This is a genomic window from Mesorhizobium sp. CO1-1-11 (genome assembly GCF_020164995.1).
Taxonomy (GTDB): Bacteria; Pseudomonadota; Alphaproteobacteria; order Rhizobiales; family Rhizobiaceae; genus Mesorhizobium; species Mesorhizobium australicum.
The window spans coordinates 13,487-38,617 of sequence record NZ_JAIUHE010000025.1 but is presented as its reverse complement, the minus strand read 5'-3'; the positions used below and the strand labels follow the sequence as shown (position 1 = coordinate 38,617).

General features: G+C 64.1%; 27 protein-coding genes. 12 read left to right on the top strand and 15 right to left on the bottom strand.

Features of this window, described 5'->3' with window-relative positions:
• Window positions 1-47 precede the first annotated feature (47 nt).
• Together LB554_RS25190 and LB554_RS25185 are read right to left on the bottom strand one after the other, a co-directional pair.
• The gene (locus LB554_RS25190; protein WP_224587507.1) at window positions 48-1,832 is read right to left on the bottom strand and encodes a cation:proton antiporter; all 1,785 of its coding nucleotides are present in this window, start codon (window positions 1,830-1,832) and stop codon (window positions 48-50) included.
• A gap of 223 nt (window positions 1,833-2,055) precedes the next feature.
• Window positions 2,056-2,505, bottom strand: coding sequence for a host attachment protein (locus tag LB554_RS25185; RefSeq protein WP_015315693.1), 450 nt, complete (start codon window positions 2,503-2,505; stop codon window positions 2,056-2,058).
• Window positions 2,506-2,885: 380 nt separating this feature from the next.
• On the opposite strand from LB554_RS25185, the gene cysG reads away from it, so the two are divergent.
• The 6 genes from cysG to LB554_RS25155 all read left to right on the top strand — a co-directional run bounded on the left by cysG (window position 2,886) and on the right by LB554_RS25155 (window position 8,552).
• Entirely contained in the window at window positions 2,886-4,334 is a 1,449-nt protein-coding gene (cysG, locus tag LB554_RS25180; protein ID WP_224587505.1) for a siroheme synthase CysG, read from the top strand.
• On the top strand, window positions 4,331-4,624 hold the full coding sequence (locus LB554_RS25175; RefSeq protein WP_224528917.1) for a DUF2849 domain-containing protein: 294 nt from the start codon (window positions 4,331-4,333) through the stop codon (window positions 4,622-4,624). Before cysG ends, LB554_RS25175 begins: the two co-directional genes overlap by 4 nt.
• A gap of 45 nt (window positions 4,625-4,669) precedes the next feature.
• On the top strand, window positions 4,670-6,340 hold the full coding sequence (locus LB554_RS25170; protein ID WP_015315696.1) for a nitrite/sulfite reductase: 1,671 nt from the start codon (window positions 4,670-4,672) through the stop codon (window positions 6,338-6,340).
• Complete coding sequence (locus tag LB554_RS25165) at window positions 6,315-7,079, top strand: phosphoadenylyl-sulfate reductase (RefSeq protein ID WP_224587503.1); 765 nt, start codon at window positions 6,315-6,317, stop codon at window positions 7,077-7,079. Before LB554_RS25170 ends, LB554_RS25165 begins: the two co-directional genes overlap by 26 nt.
• Window positions 7,080-7,248: 169 nt before the next feature.
• Window positions 7,249-7,782 (top strand): DUF934 domain-containing protein, encoded by a 534-nt coding sequence (locus LB554_RS25160; RefSeq protein ID WP_140618888.1) that lies wholly within the window; start codon window positions 7,249-7,251, stop codon window positions 7,780-7,782.
• Between the two features lie 149 nt (window positions 7,783-7,931).
• Complete coding sequence (locus LB554_RS25155; RefSeq protein ID WP_224587502.1) at window positions 7,932-8,552, top strand: DJ-1/PfpI family protein; 621 nt, start codon at window positions 7,932-7,934, stop codon at window positions 8,550-8,552.
• A 45-nt stretch (window positions 8,553-8,597) separates the two neighbouring features.
• Here the strand turns inward: LB554_RS25155 and LB554_RS25150 are convergent, their stop codons facing one another.
• Together LB554_RS25150 and LB554_RS25145 are read right to left on the bottom strand one after the other, a co-directional pair.
• Window positions 8,598-9,620, bottom strand: a complete 1,023-nt coding sequence (locus LB554_RS25150; protein ID WP_140618886.1) for a fatty acid desaturase — start codon at window positions 9,618-9,620, stop codon at window positions 8,598-8,600.
• A gap of 89 nt (window positions 9,621-9,709) precedes the next feature.
• The gene (locus tag LB554_RS25145; RefSeq protein WP_224587500.1) at window positions 9,710-9,910 is read right to left on the bottom strand and encodes a hypothetical protein; all 201 of its coding nucleotides are present in this window, start codon (window positions 9,908-9,910) and stop codon (window positions 9,710-9,712) included.
• Between the two features lie 238 nt (window positions 9,911-10,148).
• Here LB554_RS25145 and grpE point away from each other — a divergent pair, with 238 nt between their 5' ends.
• Together grpE and LB554_RS25135 are read left to right on the top strand one after the other, a co-directional pair.
• Window positions 10,149-10,781 carry a nucleotide exchange factor GrpE gene (gene grpE, locus LB554_RS25140; protein WP_015315702.1) on the top strand — a complete coding sequence of 211 codons (633 nt, stop codon included), beginning with the start codon at window positions 10,149-10,151 and terminating at the stop codon, window positions 10,779-10,781.
• A 103-nt stretch (window positions 10,782-10,884) separates the two neighbouring features.
• Window positions 10,885-11,517 (top strand): trimeric intracellular cation channel family protein, encoded by a 633-nt coding sequence (locus LB554_RS25135; protein WP_140618884.1) that lies wholly within the window; start codon window positions 10,885-10,887, stop codon window positions 11,515-11,517.
• Window positions 11,518-11,596: 79 nt separating this feature from the next.
• Here LB554_RS25135 and LB554_RS25130 read toward each other — a convergent pair whose 3' ends face one another.
• The 7 genes from LB554_RS25130 to LB554_RS25100 form a co-directional block, all read right to left on the bottom strand.
• Complete coding sequence (locus LB554_RS25130; protein WP_041163320.1) at window positions 11,597-12,472, bottom strand: GNAT family N-acetyltransferase; 876 nt, start codon at window positions 12,470-12,472, stop codon at window positions 11,597-11,599.
• 240 nt (window positions 12,473-12,712) lie between these two features.
• Window positions 12,713-15,007: a PAS domain-containing hybrid sensor histidine kinase/response regulator gene (locus LB554_RS25125; protein WP_224587498.1), complete on the bottom strand. Its 2,295-nt coding sequence runs from the start codon at window positions 15,005-15,007 to the stop codon at window positions 12,713-12,715.
• A 144-nt stretch (window positions 15,008-15,151) separates the two neighbouring features.
• Complete coding sequence (locus tag LB554_RS25120) at window positions 15,152-16,141, bottom strand: MDR family oxidoreductase (RefSeq protein WP_224587495.1); 990 nt, start codon at window positions 16,139-16,141, stop codon at window positions 15,152-15,154.
• Window positions 16,142-16,194: 53 nt separating this feature from the next.
• Window positions 16,195-16,692 (bottom strand): signal peptidase II, encoded by a 498-nt coding sequence (gene lspA / locus LB554_RS25115; RefSeq protein WP_224587487.1) that lies wholly within the window; start codon window positions 16,690-16,692, stop codon window positions 16,195-16,197.
• A gap of 13 nt (window positions 16,693-16,705) precedes the next feature.
• Window positions 16,706-17,563, bottom strand: coding sequence for a TrmH family RNA methyltransferase (locus LB554_RS25110; protein ID WP_015315708.1), 858 nt, complete (start codon window positions 17,561-17,563; stop codon window positions 16,706-16,708).
• A 1-nt stretch (window position 17,564) separates the two neighbouring features.
• On the bottom strand, window positions 17,565-18,647 hold the full coding sequence (locus LB554_RS25105; RefSeq protein ID WP_224587486.1) for a class I SAM-dependent rRNA methyltransferase: 1,083 nt from the start codon (window positions 18,645-18,647) through the stop codon (window positions 17,565-17,567).
• Between the two features lie 125 nt (window positions 18,648-18,772).
• A complete protein-coding gene (locus LB554_RS25100) occupies window positions 18,773-19,261 on the bottom strand; it encodes a DUF1772 domain-containing protein (protein WP_140661705.1) in 489 nt (162 codons plus the stop codon).
• A gap of 149 nt (window positions 19,262-19,410) precedes the next feature.
• Between LB554_RS25100 and LB554_RS25095 the strand changes: the two genes are divergently transcribed.
• A complete protein-coding gene (locus LB554_RS25095; protein ID WP_224587485.1) occupies window positions 19,411-19,848 on the top strand; it encodes an EVE domain-containing protein in 438 nt (145 codons plus the stop codon).
• Here the strand turns inward: LB554_RS25095 and LB554_RS25090 are convergent.
• The 4 genes from LB554_RS25090 to sppA all read right to left on the bottom strand — a co-directional run bounded on the left by LB554_RS25090 (window position 19,838) and on the right by sppA (window position 22,580).
• A complete protein-coding gene (locus LB554_RS25090; protein ID WP_224587484.1) occupies window positions 19,838-20,803 on the bottom strand; it encodes an ornithine cyclodeaminase family protein in 966 nt (321 codons plus the stop codon). The genes LB554_RS25095 and LB554_RS25090 overlap by 11 nt on opposite strands.
• A gap of 97 nt (window positions 20,804-20,900) precedes the next feature.
• Window positions 20,901-21,209: a DUF1049 domain-containing protein gene (locus tag LB554_RS25085; RefSeq protein ID WP_224587483.1), complete on the bottom strand. Its 309-nt coding sequence runs from the start codon at window positions 21,207-21,209 to the stop codon at window positions 20,901-20,903.
• Window positions 21,210-21,259: 50 nt separating this feature from the next.
• Window positions 21,260-21,544 (bottom strand): integration host factor subunit beta, encoded by a 285-nt coding sequence (locus LB554_RS25080; RefSeq protein ID WP_006200394.1) that lies wholly within the window; start codon window positions 21,542-21,544, stop codon window positions 21,260-21,262.
• Window positions 21,545-21,623: 79 nt separating this feature from the next.
• On the bottom strand, window positions 21,624-22,580 hold the full coding sequence (gene sppA, locus LB554_RS25075; protein ID WP_140713206.1) for a signal peptide peptidase SppA: 957 nt from the start codon (window positions 22,578-22,580) through the stop codon (window positions 21,624-21,626).
• A 353-nt stretch (window positions 22,581-22,933) separates the two neighbouring features.
• Here sppA and lptC point away from each other — a divergent pair, with 353 nt between their 5' ends.
• The 3 genes from lptC to lptB are packed head-to-tail and all read left to right on the top strand — an operon-like array spanning window position 22,934 to window position 25,039.
• Complete coding sequence (gene lptC, locus LB554_RS25070; RefSeq protein ID WP_015315715.1) at window positions 22,934-23,647, top strand: LPS export ABC transporter periplasmic protein LptC; 714 nt, start codon at window positions 22,934-22,936, stop codon at window positions 23,645-23,647.
• On the top strand, window positions 23,634-24,227 hold the full coding sequence (locus LB554_RS25065) for an LptA/OstA family protein (protein ID WP_015315716.1): 594 nt from the start codon (window positions 23,634-23,636) through the stop codon (window positions 24,225-24,227). The genes lptC and LB554_RS25065 overlap by 14 nt, the downstream gene beginning before the upstream one ends.
• Window positions 24,227-25,039 (top strand): LPS export ABC transporter ATP-binding protein, encoded by an 813-nt coding sequence (gene lptB, locus LB554_RS25060; RefSeq protein WP_140713210.1) that lies wholly within the window; start codon window positions 24,227-24,229, stop codon window positions 25,037-25,039. Before LB554_RS25065 ends, lptB begins: the two co-directional genes overlap by 1 nt.
• Window positions 25,040-25,131: the final 92 nt, after the last annotated feature.

Below are 25,131 nucleotides of genomic sequence, written 5' to 3'. Positions count from 1 at the left end.
CGCAGTTCATTCGTGGCTTGATCAACGCGCCTGTGGGCAGCGCCGGCTCAGGCAGCGGACGGTTCAGCGACCCGCGGCTTGTGGCCAAGCACCTCTTCGACAATGCCGCGCGCGATCTCGCGTTCGCCCATGATCACCGTATCGGCGCCGAGCCCCTTGAGATGCTCGACCTCGGCGTCGGAGTGGGCGCGGGCGACGACGTTGATGTTGGGATTGGCGGCGCGTGCCCGCAGCACGATCTGGCCGGCCTCGAACGCGTTGGGAATGGCAAGGATCAGCCGCGTGGCGCCTTCGGGATTTGCGGCGGCGAAGACTTCGGCGTTGGCGGCGTTGCCGGCGACGGTTTCGATGCCGTCTGCTTTCAGCTTCGCCAGCGTCTTGTCGGCATCCTCGATGACCAGGAAAGGCCGTGCTGCTTCTTTCAACGCGGCGCCGACGAGGCCGCCGACGCGGCCGTAGCCGATCAGGATGGCATGACCGGTGAGCGCCGTCCTTGGTGGCGGGCCGTCTTCCTTTTTGGATGCCACGGCGACCGAGGCGACATGGCCCGGTTCCGTCGCCGGACCAACCGGCTTGGCGTCCGCCGGCGGCGCCGTCCTGGCAGCGCGGGCCTCGAGCCACGGCTTCATCCAATCGATGACCAGGAACATCAGCGGGTTGAGCACGATCGACAGGATGGCGCCGGCCAGGATGAGGTCCCGTCCCTGTTCGGGCAGAAGCTTCAGCCCGACGCCGAGTTCGGCCAGAATGAAGGAGAATTCGCCGATCTGGGCAAGGCTGGCCGAAATCATCAAGGCCGTGGCCAGCGGATAGCCGAAGGCGACGACGATGACGAACGCCGCCAGCGACTTGCCGATGACGATGATGGCCAGCGTCGCCAGGATCGGCAGGCCGTTGCTGAACAGGCTGAACGGGTCGAACAGCATGCCGACGGAGACGAAGAACAGCACCGAGAAAGCATCTCGCAGCGGCAGCGATTCTTCCGCGGCACGGTGGCTGAGCTCGGATTCGCTCATGATCATGCCGGCGAAGAAGGCGCCCAGCGCCAGCGAGACGCCGAACAGTTTTGCCGCGCCGAAGGCGACGCCGAGCGCTATTGCCAGCACCGAGAGGCGGAACAGTTCGCGCGACCCGGTATGGGCGACATAGTGCAGGATCCAGGGAATGACCCTGCGGCCGACCACCAGCATGACGACGACGAAGGCGGCGACCTTCGCCAGCGTGACGCCGACGACACCCCAGATGCCGTAACTGGCCGGCAGCGCCAGCAGGCCGCTCGAATGGGCATCGGCCTGTTCCTGGCCGCCGAGTACGCCGGCAAGGGCCGGCAACAGCACCAGCGCCAGCACCATGGCCAGATCCTCGACGATAAGCCAGCCAACGGCGATGCGGCCGCGCTCGGTCTCGATCAAGCGGCGTTCCTGAAGCGCGCGCAGCAGCACCACGGTCGAGGCGACCGATAGCGCCAGGCCAAACACCACGCCCGCCCCCATCGACCAGCCGAGCATCCAGGACAGCCCGGCGCCGAGCGCCGTGGCAAAGCCGATCTGGACAATGGCGCCCGGCACGGCAATGGCGCGGACCGACAGAAGGTCCTTCAACGAAAAATGCAGGCCGACGCCGAACATCAGGAGGATGACGCCGATTTCGGCCAATTCGTTGGCAAGGCCGGCGTCGGCGACAAAACCGGGTGTGTTCGGCCCAACCAGCACGCCGGCTACGAGATAGCCGACCAGTGGCGGAATGCGGAACCGATTGGCGAGGGCGCCGAAGACGAAAGCCAGCCCCAGACCGGCGACGATGGTGGCGATAAGGGGCGTGTCATGCGGCATTGTCTATGGAGCGCCTTTCAAGCCAGCGATGTCGGATATGCGCCGCCCTAAGCCGCCGCCTGTTTGCAATATGGTGGACGGGGTGTCGGCGATGCAACCCGCAAAGCCGCGAATCAACGTCGAGACGGCAAAAATCTGACCGGCAGCTGAGTGACTGCCGGTCAGGTGCCTGGGATCAGTGGCGACCGTGCTGCGACCCGATAGGCGCCTTCGCCGCGCGTGGTCAGGCTGCCTGCAGCAACGCCTCGATCTCGAAAATGGCGTGGTTGGTCATGGTCTTCGGGATTTCGGCCGTCACCTTGTCGCCAACCTCCTTATGCAGCTTCTTGCGCATCGCGCCGAGCACCATGGGCGGGGCGACAAGCACAAGGCTGTCGAATGCACCCTCATGTGCAAGCTTGTAGAGGCGGGCGGCAATCTCCTCGGCGAAGCGTTCCTTGCCGATGCGATGCCAGTCGGTCTCCTCGACCGCGCTGCGATGCACGGATGGGCCGTCATTGTATCGACCGGGGCTGTCGCTTCCCTGTTCGCGTGTGGGCGGGTTCTCCTGTTCCATCACCTGCACGACTTCAAGGTTGGGAAACTTGGTGTCGCCGGCGTTCTTGAGCAGGAGCGCCTTTTCGCCGTCGGCCACCAAAACCCAAATGCCATGCTTCAGTTTGATCGTGTTCATAGGGACGCTCCTTGTTGAGTGGTGGCTATACCGGGAACGCATTTTGACCCGTCAACGTTCCACCCGAACGGAGGACCGAGTGGCCGTGCAGACAGGCGCTGAAGACGAAATCACCACCGGACGACTTTAATCTACTGAATTGGTAGAAATTAGAAAAAACTGTTTTGTGGGATCGGTCGCCGGCAGCTAAGAGTGCCTGAAATCAAGGCGCGTTTCAGCAGCCCGGGCGCTCCCGGTGCATGGGCATGGAATATTTTTCTCCTGCCCTTCGCGGTTGCGGAAAAGCGATTGCCTGCCATCACCGGATGCGCGAGTGCTTTGCTTCTGCTTTTTTACGCTTGGGCGTAAAACTGCGACCCTGTTCCCGGATCTGCTTTGTCATGTCGCAAGCCACCACCAAGCTCAACGCCTTCCCCGTCTTCATGCGGGTCGAGGGCGAAGCCGTGGCCATTGTCGGCGGGGGCGAGGAGGCTTTGGCTAAGGCGCGGCTGATCGCCCAGTCGAGCGCGGTCCTGCACATCATCGCTGGGGATGCCGAACCGGATCTGTTGGCCTTCATCGCCGAGACGGGCGCGAACCATATGCCCGGCGCGTATGATGCTTCGCAGCTTGAAGGCGCCGTGATGGTGTTTGCCGCCAGCGGCGACGAGGCGCTCGACCGTCGCGTCGCTGCCGACGCGCGCCGGCTGGGCATTCCCGTCAATGCCGTCGACCGGCCGGACCTCTGTGATTTCTTCACTCCGGCGCTGGTCAACCGCGCACCGGTCGCCGTGGCGATCGGTACCGAAGGCGCGGGCCCCGTGCTTGCCCAGATGCTGCGCAGCCGCATCGACCGCATGCTGTCGCCCTCGCTCGGGCCACTGGCAGCGCTTGCGGCGTCGTTCCGCAATGCCGCCGAGAGATTGCCCAGGGGCAATGTACGTCGCCGTTTCTGGAGCGACTTCTTCGGCGGAGCGCCAGCACGCGCCGTCGAGGCCGGCGAATTTTCACAGGCGCGCGAAGCCGCCACCGATCTGCTGTTGTCCGACGCGCCCATTCGCGGCCACATCGCCTTGGTGGGCGCCGGTCCCGGCGCCGAGGACCTCCTGACCCTGCGGGCGCATCGTCTGCTGATGGAGGCCGATGTCATCGTCCATGACGCGCTGGTGCCGGAGGCGATCGTCGCCATGGGCCGCCGCGATGCCGAGCGCCTGCCGGTGGGAAAGCGCAAGGGCTGCCATACCAAGAGCCAGGCCGAAATCAATGCGCTGCTGGTGGATCTCGGCCGTCAGGGCAAGCGCGTCGTGCGGCTGAAATCGGGCGATCCGCTGGTGTTCGGCCGCGCCGGCGAGGAGATGGCCGCGCTTCGTGACGCCGGCATCGCCTATGAGGTGGTCCCAGGCGTCACAGCGGCCTTTGCCGCTGCTGCCGATTTCGAACTGCCGTTGACGCTGCGCGGCGTTTCCTCCTCGATGGTGTTCACCACCGGCCACGATCTCAAGGGCAATTCACTGCCGGATTGGGCCAAGCTCGCGATTTCCGGCGCTACCGTTGCCGTCTACATGGGCCGCTCGGTCGCGGCCGAAGTTGCCGGCCGGCTGATCGAGGCGGGCTTGTCGCCGGACACGGCGGTCGCCGTGGTCGAGAATGCCAGCCTCGCCAATCGCCGACGCTTCCACGGCACGCTTGCCGACCTGCCGTCGCTGGAAGCGCGCGCCGATCTGTCGGGCCCGGTCATGACCATCATCGGCGACGCCGTCGCCGGCGCCAATTTCGAGCGGTCCGAGCCGCTCGCGGCACACAGGCACGAGAGCGTGCCCGTAGCAGCCGCCGAGGGAGTTCAGCCATGAAGATACTGACCGCCAATCGCCTCGGCGACGGCATTGCCGTGTGGTACGCCGATGGCGGCTGGGCCGAGACGGTGGACCATGCGGACCTTGCCCAGGACAAGGCGGCCGAGGATCGGCTGGAGGCGATCGGCGCCAAGGCCCATGCCGACAATGAAGTGGTCGACGTCAATCTGATCGACGCGGACATCGTCGATGGCGTTGTCGAGCCGGTGCGGCTGCGCGAGAAGATCCGCGCCGCCGGCCCGACCATCCGCAACGACCTCGGCAAGCAGGCCGAGCGGGCGGCATAGCCAGGACACCAGGTGAACGGGCGGACGCGCCCTGAAAGACGACACATGTACCGTTACGATGAGTTCGACCACGATTTTGTCCAGGCCCGCGTCGCCGAGTTCAGCGACCAGGTCGAGCGCCGGCTGTCCGGCGAGATCACCGAGGACCAGTTCCGGCCGCTCCGGCTGATGAACGGTGTCTATCTGCAGCTGCACGCCTACATGCTGCGCATCGCTGTGCCCTACGGCACGCTGAACGGCAAGCAGTTGCGCATGCTCGGCCACATCGCCCGCAAATACGATAAGGGCTACGGCCATTTCACCACGCGCCAGAACATCCAGTTCAACTGGCCGGCGCTGTCGGACATTCCGGCAATTCTGGCGGACCTGGCCAGCGTGGAGATGCACGCCATCCAGACCAGCGGCAACTGCATTCGCAATGTCACCGCCGATCATTTTGCCGGGGCTGCCGCCGACGAGGTCGCCGACCCGCGTCCCTATGCGGAAATCCTGCGGCAGTGGTCTTCGGTGCATCCGGAATTCTCGTTCCTGCCGCGCAAGTTCAAGATCGCGGTGACGGGAGCCGAGCGCGATCGCGCCGCCATCCAGACGCACGATATCGGCCTGCACCTGAAGAAGAACGCCGCCGGCGAACTCGGCTTCGCCGTCTATGTCGGTGGTGGCCAGGGCCGCACGCCGATGGTGGCGAGGAAGATCCGCGACTTCTTGCCCGAAGCCGACCTTCTCTCCTACTGCACGGCGATCCTGCGCGTTTACAATCTCTATGGCCGCCGCGACAACAAGTACAAGGCGCGCATCAAGATCCTGGTCCACGAGACCGGCGCCGAGGAAATCACCCGCCAGGTCGAGGCCGAGTGGCAGGAATTGAAGGACGCGGAGCTGAAGCTGCCCGAGGCGGACATCCGCGCGATCGAGGCCTATTTCGCACCGCCGGCGCTGACCGGGCGGCCGGACGGCGACGCTGCCGTCAAGGTGGCGCGGCTGGATTCCAAGGGCTTCTCGGACTGGCTCGACCAGAACGTGGTGACGCACCGCCACCCCGACTACGCGGCGGTGACGATCTCGCTCAAGGGTATCGGCGAGGTGCCGGGCGATGCGACCGACAGCCAGATGGAAGCGGTCGCCGACATTGCCGAGAAATATGCCTTCGACGAGCTTCGCGTCAGCCACGAGCAGAACCTGATCCTGCCGCATGTGGCGCGTGCCGACCTCAAGGCGGTCTATGACGCGCTGGTCGACATCGGGCTGGCGACGGCTAATTCCAACCTGATCTCGGACATCATCTCGTGCCCGGGCCTCGATTATTGCGCGCTGGCGACGGCACGCTCGATCCCGATCGCACAGGAAATCTCGCGCCGCTTCGCCTCGCTGGAGCGGCAGCGCGAGATCGGCGAATTGAAGCTGAAGATCTCCGGCTGCATCAATGCCTGCGGCCACCACCATGTCGGCCATATCGGCATCCTCGGTGTCGAGAAGAAGGGCTCCGAACTCTACCAGGTCACATTGGGCGGTTCGGCCGACGAGAACACTTCGGTCGGCGAGATCATCGGCCGTGGCTTCTCTTCGGAAGAAATCACCGACGCCATCGAGCAGATCGTCGACACCTATCTCGGCCTTCGGCTCAACCCGCAGGAAAAATTCATCGACGCCTACCGCCGTGTCGGTCCCGCGCCGTTCAAGGAGGCGCTCTATGCTGGCGAAGCCAAGGCCGCTTGACCATATTGCCGAGGTCGATGACGGCATCGCCGCCAAAGCGGCGGGGTTTGACGCGCTCTACGGTCATCTCAGCCCGATCGACATCATCGAACGATCGGCCAACGATCTGTTTCACGACGAGATCGCTGCCGTGTCTTCGTTCGGCGCGGATTCGGCGGTACTGCTGCATATGATCGCCAAGATCGACCGCACGCTGCCGGTCATCTTCCTCGATACCGGCAAGCATTTTGAGGAGACGCTCGGCTATCGCGACGCGCTGGTCGCCGATTTCGGATTGACCAACATCCGGGTGATCAAGCCGGACGAAGCGGCGCTCGAACGGGTCGACCCGACCGGCAATCTGCACCAGAACAACACCGATGCCTGCTGCGACGTGCGCAAGGTCGAGCCGCTGGCACGTGGCGTCGCACCCTTTCGCGCCTGGTTCACCGGCCGCAAACGCTTCCAGGCCTCGACACGGGCCGCACTTCCGGTGTTCGAGGCGGTCGGCCCTCGCATCCGCATCAATCCGCTGGCGCACTGGACGACGTCGGACCAGGCCGACTACATGCGCGCGCATGCGCTGCGCGAAAACCCACTGGTCGCCTATGGTTATCTGTCGATTGGCTGCTTTCCCTGCACGCAGCCGGTGCAACCGGGCGAGGATGCGCGCAGCGGCCGCTGGGCCGGCCACGCCAAGACCGAGTGCGGCATTCACCTGTCGGGACTGGAAGTGTCGCTGACCGACGCATCACTATAGGGTATGTTGCCATTCAGGTGAGGCCGGGCTGCAAACGGCGGCTTCCTGCGCTTCCGGTGCTCACGGACTTCAAGTACGTTCCGCTCCGGTTCTCGCAAGCCGCCGTTTTCGACACAGCCTGACCTGAATTTCAACACACGCTCGAACTCTTCGAATTTTAGGAATTTTGATGACTGGACCGACGACACCGGAGACACGGCTCTGGACCCCGGAGGGTTTTCGCGAGGACGAGTGGAGCCATGCCGAGAGCGCCGACGCGCTTTCCGGCAATGGCCGATTCATCCTGCCGCTGCAGGCGTTCCTCGATCTCGACCCGGAGGTGCGCCGCTCGGCGAAGGAGCGGCTCGGCGTCGTGCTGCAGCCCGGCGACCAGCTCGAGAAGATCGCCGACCTGCTCGACCAGCTGTCGCTGGTGGCGCTGGCCTTCCCGGCTTTCGGCGACGGCCGCTCCTTCTCAAAGGGCGAACTGCTGCGCAGCCGTTATCATTTCACGGGCGCGTTGCGTGCCACCGGGCAGGTCCTGGTCGACCCGTTGCCGCACATGCTGCGGCTTGGCTTCGATGAATTCGAGATCTCAAATCCAGTGCTCTTGAAGCGCCTTGAAGAAGGCCGCACCGGTGGGTTGGGGCTTTACTACCAGCCAGCCGCCATAACGGAGACCAAGGGTCCGAAATATTCCTGGCGGCGCCTTCGCAACAGCTGACGCTTTTTCTAGGAAGGCCGAAGGCCCTCTCATTCGAAACTGGTCGTACCAATTGTGCGATTTGCGCTTTTCCTCCCGGCATCTTGCCCTTAGGATACCGCTGTTATTTCGCGACCCGAAATAAATAGCCACAAAGGGAGGAACCGGGAATGGCTGGCAAGAAGATATTGATGCTCGTTGGCGAGTTCAGCGAGGAATACGAGATTTTCGTCTTTGAACAGGCCATGCATGCCGTCGGCCATACCGTGCATGTCGTTTGCCCGGACAAGAAGGCGGGCGATGTGCTGAAGACATCGCTGCACGATTTCGAGGGCCACCAGACCTACACCGAGAAGCCCGGACACGATTACATCCTCAACAAGACGTTTTCCGAGGTGGATCCGGCCCAGTACGATGCCGTCTACGCGGCGGGCGGGCGCGGTCCCGAATACATCCGTATCGACAAGCGCGTGCAGGCGCTGGTGCGGCACTTCCATGAGACAGGCAAGCCGATCTTCACCATCTGCCATGGCGTGCAGATCCTAGTCGCGGTCGACGGCGTGGTGCGGGGCAGGGAGGTGGCGGCGCTTCACTATTGCGAGCCGGAAGTCACGCTGGCCGGCGGCATCTATATCGACGTCGCGCCGAACGGGGCCCATGTCGACGGCAATCTCGTTTCGGCCAAGGGCTGGCCGGGCCTGTCCAATTTCATCCGCGAATGCCTGAAGGTGCTGGGCACGGAGATCCGCCATGGCCAGATCCTGATGCGCGACGAGCGGCAAGCGGCCTGAGAAAGGTTTGGGAAATACCGCCGCGCGCTGGCGCGGCGGTATGCTCTACGCCGCCATCCGCGCTTCGCGGAACGACACCAGTTTGTGGCTGCTTTCGTCCCACAAGGCCAGTTTGACGCAGCGCAGGCTCTCGAGGAGCGTGACGCGGCCGATGCCGCGCAACTCGGGATAATCCCGCAGCACTTCCTGCAGCCGGTAGCCGGGCACCTTGGCGGAGAGGTGGTGGACGTGGTGAACGCCGATATTGCCGGTGAACCAGTTCAGCACCGGCGGGAGGTCGTAATAGGACGAGCCGTGCAGGGCGGCGCGCTGGAACTCCCATTCCTCATCCTTCGCCCATTCGGTCTCCTCGAACTGGTGCTGGACATAGAACAGCCAGATGCCGGCCGAACCGGCGAGAATGACGATCGGCAGATGGACGATCAGGAACGCGCCGGGGCCGATGACCCAGATGAGGATGGCCGCGGCAAGCGCGATGCCAAGATTGGTGGTCATTGACGACACCCAGGGCGTCAGGCCGCCACGCATCATGCCGATAGGCAGCCTTTGCGAGAAGATGAACAGCCAGATCGGCCCCAGGCCGAACATCACCAGGGGATGACGGTAGAGGCGATAAGCCAGGCGACCCCGCCAGGACATCCGCCGGTATTCGGCGACGGTCAGCGTCCTGATGTCGCCCATGCCGCGTTCGTCGAGATTGCCGGCGCTGGCATGATGGGTGGCATGGGCACGCCGCCAGCAGTCGTAGGGCGTCAGCGTCAGGATGCCCAGCGCGCGGCCGATCCAGTCATCGGCAATGCGATTGGCAAAGAAGGAGCCATGGCCGCAATCGTGCTGGATCATGAAAATCCGCACCAGGAAGCCGGCCGCGGGCAGGATCAGCACCAGTCCCCACCAATGACCATAGGCATAGGCAGCGGAAGACAGAGCCCACAGAGTGGCGAAAGGAATGAGGGTGATGGCGAGTTCGAGTGTGCTACGCCGCCTGTCAGGCTTCTTGTAGCGCGCCAGGATCTTGAGCCAGGCGCGCTTGCTGTTGGCAGCTGCCTCGGGGGAAATCATGTTCATCAGGAAGCATAGGCAGGGTGTGCCGCCACCGCAAGCCAATGATCACGCAAAGTTACTGTGCGTAATTGTCGCGTAAAGCCCGGGCGGTCCTACTGCCGTCGCCAGCCGGCGTCGCCATCCTCGACCCGGTCGAGATGCTCGAGCAATTGCTCAAACCGGTCCGGGATGTCGGGTTCGATGCGGAAGGCTGGCAAGGTGCGCAGAAAGCGCGTCACTGCCTCGGCGCCGAACTGGCGCCGAACCTCCGCAGCGAGCCTTTCGCCTTTTTCAAGCTTGTCGCGGGTCATCATTTCAAAAATCCTGCGTCGGCTCCGAAACTCCCCCAGCAGCGGAATGGTTCCCGCATCACCGCCTCGTGGCAAGCAAAGCCGGCAAGTACGGTAAAATTTGAATTAAAATCGAAGCGTCCCCATCGTGCTTTCCTGGTCGGGTCGCAGGCCCCTGCGGTCTCTTTCCCCTTGATTTTTGGCCTGCGAACCTCGATATCGGGCACAAAATCCATACCATTCGAGATGACGGGAAACGGCGATGAGCGACCAGGCAAAAGACGAACGCACGCCCAATGAAGCCGAGGCGGCCGAGGCCAATGCCGAGCGCACGGAAGGCAGCACCGATGGTGACTACGAAGCGCTTGTACGGCTGCTGAAGGAAAATGAAGAACTGAAGGACCGCGCGCTGCGGGTCGCGGCCGAGATGGAAAACCTGCGCCGCCGCACCGCGCGCGACGTGCATGACGCGCGCACTTATGCGGTGGCGAATTTCGCCCGCGACATGCTGTCGGTGTCGGACAATCTGCGCCGCGCCCTGGATGCCATTCCGGCCGAGGCCAAGGCATCGGGGGATGCCGGCTTCAAGGCGCTGATCGAAGGCGTCGACCTGACCGAGCGCGCCATGCTGTCGGCGCTGGAGCGGCATGGGGTCAAGAAACTCGCTCCCGAGGGCGAGAAGTTCGATCCCAATTTCCACCAGGCAATGTTTGAAGTGCCCAATCCCGATGTTCCGGCCAACACCGTGGTCCAGGTCGTGCAGCCGGGCTATTCGATCGGCGAGCGGGTGCTGCGCCCGGCCATGGTCGGCGTCGCCAAGGGTGGTCCGAAAATCGCCGCCGACGCGCCGGTCGAGCCTGGGCCGGTCAATGAGCAGGCCGAGAAGGATGCGTGATTAGTGGGGTAGCGATAGAGAGTTGTGAGTAGCAAGGACTGGGCCGGGTAGGCGCCTGCTTCGCCAATTGCCATTCACTACTGACTACTTCACTACTCACTCCATGAACCCGATCGCCCTCCTCGACTATGCCGGCGTTGCGGTCTTCGCGGCGACGGGGGCGTTGGCGGCGTCGCGCAAACAGCTCGACATTATCGGCTTCCTGTTCCTGGCCAGCGTCACCGGCATCGGCGGCGGCACGCTTCGCGACGTCATCCTCAATCTGCCGGTTTTCTGGGTCGCCAACTCTAGCTACGTGCTGATTTGCGCGGCGGCCGCTGTGCTGGTTTTCTTTGCCGCGCACCGTATCGAATCCCGCTGGAAATGGCTGCTCTGGCTCGACGCCATCGGGCTGGCCGCTTTTTCGGTGATGGGTGCGGCCAAGGGACTGGCCATTACCGGTTCGCCGGTCGTCTCCGTCATCACCGGCGTGCTCACCGCCACGTCCGGCGGCATCCTGCGCGATCTGCTGGCCGGCGAACCCTCGGTGCTGCTGAGGCCGGAAATCTATGTTACGGCCGCTCTCACAGGCGCTGCCATCTTCACGGCTGGCGACGTCACAGGATTGCCGCCGATCGTTTCAGAGCTGGCCGGCTTCGCCGCGGCGTTCGCGGTGCGCGGCGGCGCGCTCCGTTTCGGCTGGACCTTTCCAGCCTACAAGAGCCGGCCCGGCCGGCGGCCGGAAGACATTCCGTGAGGAGAGGGAGTAGGGGAGTGGTCAGTAGTCGCCGAAGCGCGAATCGTGTCGTCTTGACTACTGACTACTGCCTAATCGCTCACGCGGCGAAGCGCTGCGCTTCCCCGCCATAATAGTTGACGTAGCGGGCACCGATCTCCTTGACCGGCATCACGACGAAAATGTCGACCGTGGAGAATTCGCGGTCGATGACGCAACCATCGCCGATGCGAGCGCCGACCCGCAGATAGCCCTTGACCAGAGGCGGCATCGCCGCGATCGCCGCCTTGGTGTTGACCGCCTCGATCGGCATCAGGTCCATGGAGCAATAGCGCCCCGACACAGCGCGCACGTCCCAGGCCGAGTTGGTGCGGCAGTGATGGGCAAGATAGGTGAGCGCCTCCGCATGCGCGGCCGGCACGGTGCCATGGAACGAGGCGCAGCCGGTCATCACCCCGATCTCGTAGTGATTGATGTACGCCCAGATGCCTTGCCATAGCGCTTCGATGGTGCGCTTCGAACGGTATTCCGGCAAGACACAGGAACGGCCGAGTTCAAGGAAGCGCTGGCTGGGATGGCGGGCGATGAGCTTGGTCAGCTCGAATTCGCCTTCGGAATAGAAGCCTCCGGCGGTTGCCGCGATTTCTTGCCGCAGCAAGCGATAGGTGCCGACGATGCGGCGGTGCTCAGGGCCGGACAGCGTGGTGTCGAGGACGAGCAGATGGTCGCAGAGCGGGTCGAAGCGGTCGGCGTCGCGGCGGTCTTGCGCCTGGAACAGATCCTTTCTGGCGCCAAGCTCGTCATAGAATACACGGTAACGCACTTCCTGCGCGGCCGCGATCTCGGCCTCGTTGCGGGCGAGCCGCACTTCGAGATTGCCGATACGGCCGAGCGCCGCGCCCTTTATGACGGAATCGACATTACGTCCGGCGAGCAAGGCGCTGCTGGCGTTCGGCCGAGTGTCACATTCCGGCATAACTGTATGCACGAGTGATTCTCCTTCGAGCCATCCCTCTTGGCACGGGGATACGGTGTAGGTGCAACAGGATTGTGACAGTACCGTGATACGGCGTCGCGGGCAATACTTCGTCGGCTGGCGGAAACGGTCAACCGGCTACGTTGCGTCACAAGGCCCCAGGCGCGTCGCGTTCGCGGGCGCCGAAAATGGGCTGGTTTTTGGCGGCCTTGACCAGCCACGCACCCGGAAAAAGCTGGCTCAAGCGGCGACCTGGCCCTCGACGGCACTGACCAGCGCATCGGGGTCGAGCGGCTTGGTGACGAAGCCGCTGGCGCCGTGGGCGAGCACCGCATGGCGGGTCTTTTCCTGGCTGTCGGCCGACAGCACCATGATCGGCACCGGCGGCACGGAGGCCTCCTCTTCATGGCGGCGGATCGCGGCAATGGCGTCCAGTCCGTCCATGACGGGCATGTGAAGATCCATGAGCACCACGTCGAAGCGGTGCTTGTGGCCGGCACCAGTGACCGCCTCGACGGCGGCCTTGCCATTGCCGACCACCTTGACGCGATGCCCGGCCTTCAACAGCGTCGCGCGGGCCAGCATGGCATTGATGTCGTTGTCCTCGGCGATCAGCACGGACAGGCCCTGCTGGCGTTCGCCTGAGGCACGAAGCGCCGGTGCGCGGCGTTTTTCCGGCTGCGGCTGGGCCAGGACCGGTGCGTGGCTGCTCAAAAGGACACGCAAAAGTGTTCCTCCGCGCACTGGCCGGGCGAGGAAAGTCGCGTAGCCGCTGGCACGAAACTCGCCCAGCATGCCGCGGTCGGTGGGTGCGATCAGCGTGACGGCTTCGCAATCGGAAAACCCATGCTGGCGAAGCCGCTTGAGCAGCCTTCCGTCACTCTCTTCCATGGCCGCGTCGACCAGAAGCACGTCGCAGCCGTCGGCAAAGGATGCGGCCTGAGCCACGGTGGTGGCGATTCCGGCCGCGCCGCCATTGGAGCGGATGGTTCGGGCGATGGCGTCGGCCTCGACGGTGTTCTTGGATACGATCACGGCGCGTCGCCCGGCAAGCGCGTTCAACCGGCCCTGCGGCGGCTCGGTGGCTGATGTGGCGGGAATCTCGAAGACGAATTCCGATCCCTGGCCAAGCCGGCTGGAAACCGAAATCGTGCCGCCCATGGCGGCCACCAGGCGCTTGGAGATGGCAAGTCCCAGTCCAGCACCGCCATGTGTGCGCGTCGAGGTGCCGTCGGCCTGCTCGAACTCCTCGAAGATGCGCTCCATGTCCTCGTCGCGCAGGCCGGGACCGGTATCGGCGATGGTGAAGCAGATGCGGTCGCTGGTCTCGGTTCGGGCGCGCGCTACGCTGACCAGCACGCCGCCACTGTCGGTGAACTTGATGGCGTTGCCGATGAGGTTGAGCAGCACCTGCCTGACCCGGCCCGGATCGGCGGTGATCAATTGCGGCACATCCGGTTCGACATGGCAGCCAAGGCCAATGCTCTTGGCGAAGGCGCGCGCGGCCATCAATTCGATGATGTTGTCGGCGATCTCGCGCACCGACATGGGCTGCGGTTCGGGATCGAAGCGTCCGGCCTCGATCTTGGAATAATCGAGCAGGTCCTCGATCAGGGCAAGCAAGGCGCTGGCCGAGGTCGAGATGGCGCCGACATAGGTCTGCTGCTCCGGCGAAAGGCTGGTGTCGGCGAGCAGCCTGGCCATGCCCATGATGCCGTTCATCGGCGTACGGATCTCATGGCTGACGGTGGCGAGGAAGCGCGACTTGGCCTGGCTCGCGAACTCGGCCCGCTCGCGCGCGGTGATCATGGACGATTCAGCGCGCTTGCGTGCTGTGATGTCGCGGGCGATGGCGCGATGCGAAACGGCACCGCTGTCCTTTTCGCGCACCGACAGCTCGATCCAGGAGAACCAGCGCGGGCCCGTCGGCGTGCGGATGGCAACGTCGGTGGAACTCAGGCATTCATGATCCGAGAAAGCCGCATCGGGAACGATACCGACCTCGATGCCGAGTTCGGCCAACGTCTTGCCGGCAAGATCGCGCGGATCGGTTTCGACGAGGTCGGCGAACACCTTGTTGGCGTAGACGATGTAGCCGTCGCGGTCGCGATGGATGACGAGATCGCCGAGCGCGTCGATGAGACCGCGAAAGCGCTCCTCGCTTTCCTGCATCTCCCACATGCGGTCGGCCAGCGTCTCGATCTCGGCGCGGTTACGGGCGGTGGTTTCGTCGAGCAGGACGGCAGTGCGGCGTACGCTGCGTCTGGCGCGCAGATGCATGGCCAGGCCAGCAAGGCCGGTTGCCAGCAAGGCAAGGCTGATGAAGACTGGCGCCCCCGTCAGGGATGAGAGGCCGGCCAGCAGCATGACGGCAACGAAGGTCAGGACCGGCAGGCCTTCGCGCTTGGCCGGTTGCTGATCAGGGACAAGCGGCGGGGCGGCGATAAACCGCCGCGCCGATACCGGCGGTTGCACCGATGCCGCATCGATGTCGTCGCCGGCGTCGGCCTGTTGGCTGTCGGATTCCGCGATCATGCGAAATCCTTTGCCAGACAGAGATTATGGAAAATTGCGGGGGATCGTTCGAATTTTAGCGGATCGGGCGTTTTTGGCCCGGCGGCGACGGATTTGCCAGCCAATGTGGCAATTCCGCCCGGCGCCTGCCACCCCTGAACCGGGTCACATGTCGACGACGACGCGGCCACGGATCTTGCCGTCGACGATGTCGTGTGCCGCACCGATGATGCCGTCGAAGCCGATGGTCGTGGACAGGCTGGCGAGCTTGTCCACATCGAGATCGGAGCCGATGCGCCGCCAGGCCTCGAGGCGCACGGCTTTCGGCGCCATCACCGAATCGATGCCGAGCAGGGAGACGCCGCGCAGGATGAAGGGGGCGACACTCGACGGAAGATCCATGCCGCCGGCCAGGCCGCAGGCCGCGACCGCGCCGCCATAGGAGGTCATCGACAGCACATTGGCCAGCGTGTGGCTGCCGACCGAATCGATGCCGCCGGCCCAGCGCTCCTTGGCCAACGGCTTGGCGGGCTGGTTGAGCTCGTCGCGCGATATCACCTCGGCGGCGCCGAGGTTGATCAGATAGGGGCTTTCGGCATTGCGGCCGGTCGACGCGATGACATGGTAGCCGAGGCTGGACAGGATCGAGACCGCGACCGAACCGACGCCGCCCGCAGCACCCGTCACCACGACAGGTCCGCGCTCAGGCAGGATGCCGTGCCGCTCCAGCGCCATGACGCAGAGCATGGCCGTGTAGCCGGCGGTGCCGACCGCCATGGCATCATGCGCGCTCATGCCCTCCGGCAGGGGCACCAGCCAGTCGCCCTTGACGCGGGCGCGCCCGGCATAGGCGCCGAAATGGGTTTCGCCAACGCCCCAGCCGTTCAGGATGACCTTGTCGCCCTTGCGCCAGTCGGGATTGGAAGAGGAGATGACGGTGCCGGCAAGGTCGATGCCCGGCACCAGTGGCCATCGACGGATCACCGGCGCCTTGCCCGATATCGCCAGTCCATCCTTGTAGTTCACCGTCGTCGCCTCGACCGCGATGGTGACGTCGCCCTCCATCAGATCGGCGTCGGTGAGATCGGTCACGGCGACCGACTGTTTTTTCTCGGCATCGCGCGAAACGAGGATGGCTTTGAAGGCTTCGGTCATCTTTTTCTCCCCGAACTTGCTCGGCGTGACTGTGCGGCGATGGCCGCGCGGGGTCAATCCTCGGAAGGCTTGGCGTTCGGAGGCGTGGGTTCACGCCGCCAGCCGATGAGTTCGTCGAAGACGACCAGGGCCGCGCCCACCGAAATGAAGGCGTCGGCAAGGTTGAAGACGGCGAAGGACCAGACCGGCGTGTGGAACAGGATGTAATCGATGACGTGGCCGTAGACGGCGCGGTCGATCAGATTGCCCAGCGCGCCGCCGATGATCAGGGCAAAGCCGGTGCGGGCGATGACATGGCCCGATGGCGTGCGCGTGGCGAGGTAAAGCACGAAAGCGACGACCAGCACCGCGATGACAACTAGGCCGATGTCACCGAAGGAGGAGAACATCGAGAAGGCGATGCCGGTGTTGTAGGTGCGAAACAGCGCCAGGAAGGGCAGGAGGTCGAGCTTTTCCTGGAAGGGCAGTCCGGCTTCGACCAGTGTCTTTATCCACTGGTCGAGCGCAATGGCCACGATGACGAGCAGCGCGTAGGGAGACCATGATTTCACGATTGGGCAACTCTCATTGCTGGTCCGAAATTGGTTCGAGCTTCAGCGCGCCCCGCCGGATCTCGAACAGCATGATGCCGGTGGCGACCGCCAGATTGAGCGAATCGGCACGGCCCGCCTGCGGAATCCTGAGCAGCCTGTCGCAGCTTGCCGCCAGGCTTTCGGGCAGGCCCTGCTGCTCATTGCCCATCATCAGCAGCACCGGCCCGCGGGAAAAATCGACCGAGCGGTAGTCGACCGCGCCTTTCAGATGCGTGCCGGCAACCAGCCCTGAAAAGCCGCCGCGCCAGGCAAGGAATGCCTCCGTCGTTGCCTTGGCCACCGGTATGGCGAAGATCGACCCCATGGTGGCGCGCACCGTTTCCACCGAAAACGGATCGGTGGTGTCGCCGACCAGGATGACGCCCTTGGCGCCGACGGCATCGACGGTGCGGATGACGGTGCCGAGATTGCCGGGATCGCGCACCCGGTCGAGCGCCACCCAGACATCGCCATTGTCGGCACGGATGTCCTTCAGGGCCAGGAATTTCTGCGAGAAGACGCCGACCACCATTTGCGGATTGTCGCGGCGGGTGATGGCGACAAGCACCTTTTCCGATACTTCGAGCACGGTGCCCCCGGCGGCGACCGTGCGTGCCGCGACCTTTTCCACGGCCGCGTTGCCGCGTCCTGCCTTGGCGAAAACCAACGTCCTGATCTGCCAGCCCAAGTCGAGCGCATCGATGACCAGCTTCAGCCCCTCGGCCATGAAGGCGTTCTGCTGGTCGCGGAATTTCTTCAAGGCAAGTGCCTTGATGTCCTTGACCAGCGGATTGGCAAGGCTGGTGACTTCCTTCACCTGACCGGGCGCGCCGGCATGCCGTTCGTTCATGTCAGGCCACCCAGCGCGAAAACAGTGACGTCGAAAGCGCCCGGCCGGCGGACTTTTCACGGATGATCAGCTCACCCGATTCAACCTTGCCGCCCATGCCGGCGAACGTGTCGCGCACCAGAGCGTGGATGGCGAAGAAGGAGGCACGGATCGAATAGGCGGTCAGCACCACGGCAAGCGGTCTTGGGGTCAGGATCGAGCGACAGAGGTCCGTCAGATCGGGAAGATCTTCGAACAATTGCCAGACCTCGCCCTTGGGGCCGCGGCCATAGGCCGGCGGATCGAACAGGATGATGTCGTAGCGGCTGCCGCGACGCTCCTCGCGCTCGGCGAACTTGACCGCGTCGTCGACGATCCAGCGGATCGGCTTGCCGCCAAGTCCGGATATCTCCTGGTTTTCGCGAGCCCAGCCGATCGCCTTCTTCGAGGCGTCGACATGGGTGACCTCGGCGCCGGCGCGCGCCGCCACCAGCGAGGCAAGGCCGGTATAGCCGAACAGGTTGAGTACCTTGACTGGCCGCCTGGCGGCCGCGATCAGCCCGGCCATATGGTCCCAGTGCGACGCCTGCTCGGGAAAGACGCCGACATGGCGAAACGAGGTGAAGCGGCCGAGATAGTCGATGCCGTCATGCTTCATCGGCCAGGTTTCGCCGAGCGGCGTCCTGGGAAAACGCCAGCGACCGATGCCTTCCTCGTCGGTGTCACCGGTGAAGATCGCGTCGGCACGCTCCCAGTCCTTTGCCGGCAGAGCTTTCTGCCAGATCGCCTGGCCCTCGGGCCGCACGATGCGGTAGGGGCCATATTGTTCAAGCTTTTGTCCCGCGCCGCTGTCGAGCAGCGCGTAATCCGCGTTGGGTGCCACTTCGAGGATTACCGGAAGTTGCTCAGCGGGCAGGACGCCGTCGCGACGGGCAAGGTTGCGGGGCGTGGATTTCGGTGCGGGCTGGTCCGGCTTCAGGTCTTGCCGCGGCCTGACCTCCGGCCTGTTCACGCCGCGACCTTCCGGTGGACGCGATTGCGCGGCTTCGCCTTTACCCGGCTGGTGCGGGCGGCCGTCGCGGCGTTTGTCGCGAAAAGACTTCAAGAGACAGCTTCTCCGGCGGTTCGGCCCGCTTCTGCCACAGCTATGCCCATCGGCGCAACAAACCCGCGCGACATTGCGACTGCGCGATTGGGGCGATTGGGGCAATTGCGGCGATTGCGGATGGCTTAGCCGCCACGCCCGATCGAAAGCAGTGCGACAACCAGCGAAACGAAGCCGGCAGCCTTGGCCGCCGTGACGGCCATGTGGCCGGTTTCCCAGCGCAGCCGTATGGCGTCGAAATTGTCTGGAATTGGCCCTGGCACCCAGGTGGCGAGAACTTTATTGGCCGGTTTGACGAGAACGAACCAAAGTACGAGGGATAGCGCATAGAGCAAGGTGGCGGCGAGTGCGAACCAGAACGCCGACCGATCTTGGCGCAGCAGCCACGCCAGCAGTCCCGGGCAGATGATTGCCGCGACATCCAGCGGCGCGCCAATGATTGCGAAGAGCAGGAACTGGCCGTTGAAAACGGTGGCCTCGCGCCAAAGCGCCGGGGACCATCGGGTGAGCCGGGGCACCGATTCCAGGACATGGGCGAAGGACGGCCCGAGGCTGAGCGCAGCGATCATGGTGGCCAAGACAGACCAGAACAGCAGGAAGCCATATAGTCGCATGACGCAACAACGGTTCCGGGCCGAAGCCGTTCCGAACGGCCGCACTTGCCATTGCCGCGGCCCCAGCCCTATCGTTTGGCACTCCGGCACTGCGGGCCGATTAGCGGGCAAGCGTTGGCCGACGGACAACTGGCCAATTAGGAACAGAAATGAGCGCGTATTGGATCGCCGTGGCGTCGGCCGAACATGTCCGGCGCGGCCGCAAGGGCGGCTTCATGCAGGTCAACCATGGCAAGGCGGCACCGCTGCGCCGCGTCAGGCCCGGTGATGGCATTGTCTATTATTCGCCGATCACGGTTTTGGGGGAGAAAGACGGTCTGCAGGCGTTCACGGCGATCGGCATGGTGCGGGAAGGAGACCCCTATCAAGGCGACATGGGCGGCGGCTTCACGCCGTTCCGTCGCGATGTCGACTGGGCGCAGGCACAGGAAACGCCGATCAAGCCATTGCTTGAGAGGCTGGAGTTCACCTCAGGCAAATCGAACTGGGGTTACCCGTTGCGCTTTGGCTTGTTCCCGATCAGCGTGGCAGATTTCGCTTTGATCGCGGAGACGATGGGCGCCAAACTCGCTTCGACTAGCCCCTGAGCGCCTTGTAGACGGCAATGCCGGCGGCCAAGTCCTCCAGCGCGGCACCGACCGACTTGAACAGCGTAATCTCGTCCGGGCTGCCGCGACCTCCCTTTTGGCCGCGCGCCAGTTCGTGCAGGTCGGCGACGATGGCTTGTGGTTTCAGCACGCCTGAGGCCAGTGGCTGGACGATGTCGCCGGCTTCCTTGGTGGCGCCGGCACGGGTGTCGACATAGACGCGGGCGCGCATGACCGCGTCGTCATCGCTTTCGCGCATCGCAGGCGTAAAGCCGCCGACCAGGTCGACATGGGTTCCGGGCCGCAGCAACGTGCCCTTGATCAGAGGCGTGGTGGTGATTGTCGCCGAGGAGACGATGTCGGCCTGGCCAAGCTCGGCATCGAGATCGGTCGCGACGCTGGCCGCGAAGCCCTCGGCGCGCAGATCGGCCGCGACTTTCTCGGCGTTGGCCGGGGTGCGGTTCCAGATGCGGATGGTCTTGATTGGCCGCACGGCGCTGTGCGCCTTGGCCAGGAAGGGCGACAGCGCGCCGGCGCCGACCACGAGCAGCCGCGAGGCATCGTCGCGGGCGAGATAGGACGCCGCGAGGGCCGAGGCGCACGCCGTGCGCCACTGCGTCAGCCGCTGGCCGTCGATCAGGGCTTCCGGCTCGCCGGTGCTGCCATCGAGCAGGAGATAGAGCCCCATCACGGCGGGCTTGCCGACGGCGTTGTTGTCGGGAGAGACGGTGACGATCTTGACGCCGATATGGCCGCCGGCGGAACGGCCCGCGGCGTGAAAATCGGTCCATGCGGGCATCAGCAGCAAGGTCGACGCCGCGCCGTCAGGCCTTTCGACCGTGTGATGATGCCTGACCGGCTGCACCGCGCCCTCGCGAAATGCCGTGCGCAATGTCTCGACCAGTCCAGGAAAGGTCAGCGCACGATCGACCTCAGCGGCCGAAATGGTCAGCATGAAAAGCTCCGTGAAAAGAAACGCGCCGACCTGCGGCTCAATTGGTCGGCTTCGGCAACGCCGACCCTTGGGCCGACCCTTGAGCCGACCCTCGGGCTCACGCCTGCGGCACCGAGGGCGTGCGGCTGACTGCCTGGCGCAGGTTTTCGGCCTCGACACCGCGCTGGCGCGCCAGTTTGCGGTAGTGGCCCTGCTTCACCCATGTCGCCAGGCTGCCGACGACCATGCCGATGGCGAGCGCCAGGAACAGGAAGATGAACAGCGGCAAGGTGAGCGTCAGCTTCGGATTTCCGGGATTGAACGGGTCCAGCGTGAAGGCGACGAGTTCGCGGTTGGCGACTGCCAAAGCGATCAGGATGGTCGCCAGGGGCACGAAGACCACGATGAGCATGAAGCGATTGAGCATGATGTTTTCCGTCGCAAGCGGGCCGATAAGGCCGTCCAGCGCTGACGCGCCTACTTGCCGCCGTTCAGCCTTTCACGCAACTCCTTGCCGGTCTTGAAGAACGGCACCCATTTCTCCTCGACCTCGACGGATTCGCCGGTGCGCGGGTTGCGGCCGGTGCGGGCAGGTCGGTTCTTCACCGAAAAAGCGCCGAAACCGCGCAATTCGACCCGGTTGCCCTCGGCAAGCGCGTCGGTGATTTCATCGAAGATCGCGCCGACGATGTTTTCGACGTCGCGCAGGAAAAGATGCGGATTGCGCGTGGCAATAATCTGCACAAGCTCGGACTTGATCATCAGACGGGTCCCCGTGAAAGCAGTTCGGCCAAAATTATCAGGATGATTTTATTTGCTTTTTTAGCTATCCCAACGCGTCTCAAGGGTGCCAGACGGAAACGAGACCGTCAAGAAACAAGCGGTCGGCGCCAAGTTCATGGATCACGTCGCCGCCGGAGTCCGGCAGGCCGAGCGCGCCGGCGATCGTGCGTGCCATCGCCTTCGAGAACAGGAAACCGCCGCGCCGTTCCGTGTCCTTCCACTCGACCACCTTGAGCTTGGCATCGACACCCTTGGTCGCCAGCCAGTCGATCGCCACGGACTCGCCGCCGACGGCGTCGATCAGCCCGTTGGCAACACCCTGGCGGCCAGTGAAGATCGAACCGTCGGCCAGCGCCAGCGCCTGTTCGTGGGTCATCTTGCGACGTTCGGCGACGATGCCGACGAACCAGTCGTAGCTGTCCAGAATGAGCTTGCGGACCATGGCGCGCTCGTCGTCATTGGTCGGCTTGAAGGGCGAGGGTGAGGCTTTCAGCGGCGAGGACTTGACCTCCTCCAGCTTGACGCCGAGCTTGTCCATCAGGCCGCTGACGTCGGGATACTGGATCAGCACGCCGATCGAGCCGACGATCGAGGTCTTGCGGGCGACAATATGGTCGGCGGCACTGGCGATCATGTAACCCGCCGACGCGGCGAGCGTGCCGACCTCGGCCACGACAGGCTTGTCGGCGGCCAGCTTGCGCACCTCCTCGTAGATCGATTCCCCGCCGACGGTGGTGCCGCCAGGAGAATCGACCACAAGGATCACGCCTTTTACTTTCGGCGACTGGCGGATAGCCTCCAGCCGCTTGATCAGTTCGTCGTCCTCGGTGATGGTGCCTTCGATCCTGACCTTGGCGATGTGGTCGACGGCGGAGCCGCCGAAATCGTCGCCATAGAACCAGGCCGACACCGCAATCACCCCGAGCGCCACGATGCCGAAGGCCGCGACACGCCAGAAAGTCAGCTTGCGCCGCAAGCGGCGGCGGTCGATCAGGTCGTCGGCTCTCAATGCCATCGTCAGCCTCACAGTCATCGGGAAGAGACGCTTTTAGACCATGATGTCTTGATCGGGAAGCAGTTCCGTCCCGCACATGGCGCGGCAATCCGCGCGCGGCGGTCCGTGTTGTCTGTTTTGTGACTGGCCTGTGCGGGCGACGCAAGGTAAGTGGGAAGAACTTCGGTGGTGAAAAAAGACGCAAGGGCGTCTATTTCTGCTATGAAGCACTGGCTGTTGCGCTGACCCGGGTTTCGTTTGTGCACGGCAGCTGTCACATTTTTGCGGTTTTCGTCGGCTTGTGCTTGCGCGAGGGCGCTGGCGTCCCACCTATAGGCGGTGCTCCCGGGGCAGGGTTTTAGAAGAAAGCAGTCATGTTAGCGCGACCGAATGAACCGACCAGCCCGGAGACGGAGTTGGCTCCCCCGGCGGATGACTGGACGCGGGGCGAAGCTTTCGACCGCGCCCAGCGTCATTCACGCCGCGTGCGCGTGCTCAAATTCGCCGTGCCCTTGGCCGCGGCATTGATCGCCGTCGCCTTCCCAGTCTATTCCTACCTCGCCGCGCCCGTTTCCGTCGCGGTGCAGGCCGAAGGCACCGCCTTCTCGAACGGTAAGCTGGTGATGGCCAATCCCAAACTCAATGGTTTCACCAAGCAGAAGCAGCCCTATTCGATGACGGCGCTGCGCGCCATCCAGGATGTGAGCACGCAAGGCATCATCGAACTCGAAGGCATCGACGCCAAGGTGCCGATCGCCCCCGACAATGTCGCGGCGATTAAAGCCTCGCGCGGTACCTACGATCGCGACGGCAATACGATGAAGCTGAACAGCGACGTCACCATCAGCACGACCGACGGCCTGCAGGCCAAGTTCAAATCCGTCTTCCTCGACATGGGCAAAGGCACTATGAAGACGGATGATCCCGTCGATGTCAGCCGTGGCGGGTCGCAGATCAGGGCGGATTCGATGTCGGTCCAGGACAATGGCAAGATCCTGGTGTTCGAGAACAAGGTTCGTGTCAACATCGATCCCGCCGTTCTGAAGGCGGCTGAGGCAAAGGGCGAAGAAGCGAATGTGGCTCAATAATTCGACACGGCTTGCGGCCGCAACTTCGGCGCTGTTCCTGCTCAGCCTGGCGCCGTCGCTGGCGCAGTCGGGAGCGGCCAGCCAGGTGTCGGGTCTCAAACTGGCCGGCGACAAGCCGATCCAGATCGAAAGCGACAAGCTGGAAGTCCACCAGGCCGACAGCGTCGCGATCTTCACCGGCAATGTCACCGTCGTCCAGGGGCCGACGCTGATGAAGGCCGGCAAGATGATGGTCTACTACGTCAAGGACCCCAATGCGGGCGCCAAGGGCGCCGAAGCCGCCGGGGCGGCAGCCATGACCGGCTCGGCCAACATCGATCACCTGGAGATCTCCGACAAGGTCTACATCAAGTCGGATCAGCAGGTCGCGACCGGCGATCAGGGCAGTTTCGACATGAAGAGCCAGGTGCTGGTGCTTTCGGGCAAAAAGGTCGTCCTTTCGCAAAACGACAATGTGCTGGTCGGCTGCAAGCTCACCGTGCAGATGAAAACCGGGCTGGCCCAGGTCGATCCATGTGCTGGGCAGCGTGTGCAGATGTCGATCACGCCGCCGCCGAAATCGGGAGCGACGAACCCCTGATGGTCAGCCTGTCGTCGCTGACGGCACGTCTTCCGGGACGGGCCGCAGGCAAGCTTTCGGCGCCGGCCACGGTCGACAAGGCGAAGTTCAAGGGAACCTTGATCGCCAAGGGTCTGACCAAGAGCTACAAGGGCCGCAAGGTCGTCAGCGGCGTCACGCTGGGCGTGCGCGCAGGCGAGGCCGTCGGGCTGCTCGGCCCCAACGGCGCCGGCAAGACGACCTGTTTCTACATGGTCACCGGCCTGGTGCCGGTGGATGAAGGCACGATCGAGATCGACGGGTTCGACGTCACCTCGATGCCGATGTATCGTCGCGCGCGCCTCGGCATCGGCTATCTGCCTCAGGAGGCCTCGATCTTTCGCGGCCTCAATGTCGAGCAGAACATCCGCGCCGTGCTCGAAGTGGTCGAAAAGGATCGCAAGATCCGCGAGCGCAACCTCGACGAACTGCTTGAGGAATTTCACATCAGCCATCTGCGCAAGGCGCCATCCATGTCGCTCTCGGGCGGCGAAAGGCGGCGCCTGGAAATCGCGCGCGCGCTGGCGACGCGCCCGGCCTACATGCTGCTCGACGAGCCCTTCGCCGGCATCGATCCGATCGCCGTCGCCGATATTCAGCAATTGGTGCGTCACCTGACGGCGCGCGGCATCGGGGTCCTCATCACCGACCACAATGTGCGTGAGACGCTCGGCCTGATCGACCGCGCCTACATCATCCACGCCGGCCAGGTGCTCACTCATGGCCGCGCCGACGAAGTGGTGGCAAATCCCGACGTGCGGCGGCTTTATCTCGGCGAGGGTTTTACGCTCTGAGCGTGAAATTTGTTTCCTGATACGATTTTTTGCGCGCCGGCGACCTGTTTTCCGCGATTTTGCTCCGGGATAACGCTCCGGTAAGCGGGTTT

Bases quoted from the DNA above. Each gene is read 5' to 3' on its own strand.
- LB554_RS25130 (WP_041163320.1), bottom strand. From the start codon at position 12,472: ATGCCGGAATGTGACACTCGGCCGAACGCCAGCAGCGCCTTGCTCGCC.
- LB554_RS25080 (WP_006200394.1), bottom strand. From the start codon at position 21,544: ATGATCAAGTCCGAGCTTGTGCAGATTATTGCCACGCGCAATCCGCAT.
- cysG (WP_224587505.1), top strand. From the start codon at position 2,886: ATGTCGCAAGCCACCACCAAGCTCAACGCCTTCCCCGTCTTCATGCGG.
- LB554_RS25095 (WP_224587485.1), top strand. From the start codon at position 19,411: ATGAGCGCGTATTGGATCGCCGTGGCGTCGGCCGAACATGTCCGGCGC.
- LB554_RS25190 (WP_224587507.1), bottom strand. From the start codon at position 1,832: ATGCCGCATGACACGCCCCTTATCGCCACCATCGTCGCCGGTCTGGGG.
- grpE (WP_015315702.1), top strand. From the start codon at position 10,149: ATGAGCGACCAGGCAAAAGACGAACGCACGCCCAATGAAGCCGAGGCG.
- lptC (WP_015315715.1), top strand. From the start codon at position 22,934: ATGTTAGCGCGACCGAATGAACCGACCAGCCCGGAGACGGAGTTGGCT.
- lptB (WP_140713210.1), top strand. From the start codon at position 24,227: ATGGTCAGCCTGTCGTCGCTGACGGCACGTCTTCCGGGACGGGCCGCA.
- LB554_RS25150 (WP_140618886.1), bottom strand. From the start codon at position 9,620: ATGAACATGATTTCCCCCGAGGCAGCTGCCAACAGCAAGCGCGCCTGG.
- LB554_RS25100 (WP_140661705.1), bottom strand. From the start codon at position 19,261: ATGCGACTATATGGCTTCCTGCTGTTCTGGTCTGTCTTGGCCACCATG.
- LB554_RS25165 (WP_224587503.1), top strand. From the start codon at position 6,315: ATGCTGGCGAAGCCAAGGCCGCTTGACCATATTGCCGAGGTCGATGAC.
- LB554_RS25090 (WP_224587484.1), bottom strand. From the start codon at position 20,803: ATGCTGACCATTTCGGCCGCTGAGGTCGATCGTGCGCTGACCTTTCCT.
- sppA (WP_140713206.1), bottom strand. From the start codon at position 22,580: ATGGCATTGAGAGCCGACGACCTGATCGACCGCCGCCGCTTGCGGCGC.
- LB554_RS25125 (WP_224587498.1), bottom strand. From the start codon at position 15,007: ATGATCGCGGAATCCGACAGCCAACAGGCCGACGCCGGCGACGACATC.
- LB554_RS25110 (WP_015315708.1), bottom strand. From the start codon at position 17,563: ATGAACGAACGGCATGCCGGCGCGCCCGGTCAGGTGAAGGAAGTCACC.
- LB554_RS25085 (WP_224587483.1), bottom strand. From the start codon at position 21,209: ATGCTCAATCGCTTCATGCTCATCGTGGTCTTCGTGCCCCTGGCGACC.
- LB554_RS25145 (WP_224587500.1), bottom strand. From the start codon at position 9,910: ATGATGACCCGCGACAAGCTTGAAAAAGGCGAAAGGCTCGCTGCGGAG.
- LB554_RS25065 (WP_015315716.1), top strand. From the start codon at position 23,634: ATGTGGCTCAATAATTCGACACGGCTTGCGGCCGCAACTTCGGCGCTG.
- LB554_RS25170 (WP_015315696.1), top strand. From the start codon at position 4,670: ATGTACCGTTACGATGAGTTCGACCACGATTTTGTCCAGGCCCGCGTC.
- LB554_RS25185 (WP_015315693.1), bottom strand. From the start codon at position 2,505: ATGAACACGATCAAACTGAAGCATGGCATTTGGGTTTTGGTGGCCGAC.
- LB554_RS25160 (WP_140618888.1), top strand. From the start codon at position 7,249: ATGACTGGACCGACGACACCGGAGACACGGCTCTGGACCCCGGAGGGT.
- LB554_RS25175 (WP_224528917.1), top strand. From the start codon at position 4,331: ATGAAGATACTGACCGCCAATCGCCTCGGCGACGGCATTGCCGTGTGG.
- LB554_RS25155 (WP_224587502.1), top strand. From the start codon at position 7,932: ATGGCTGGCAAGAAGATATTGATGCTCGTTGGCGAGTTCAGCGAGGAA.
- LB554_RS25135 (WP_140618884.1), top strand. From the start codon at position 10,885: ATGAACCCGATCGCCCTCCTCGACTATGCCGGCGTTGCGGTCTTCGCG.
- LB554_RS25120 (WP_224587495.1), bottom strand. From the start codon at position 16,141: ATGACCGAAGCCTTCAAAGCCATCCTCGTTTCGCGCGATGCCGAGAAA.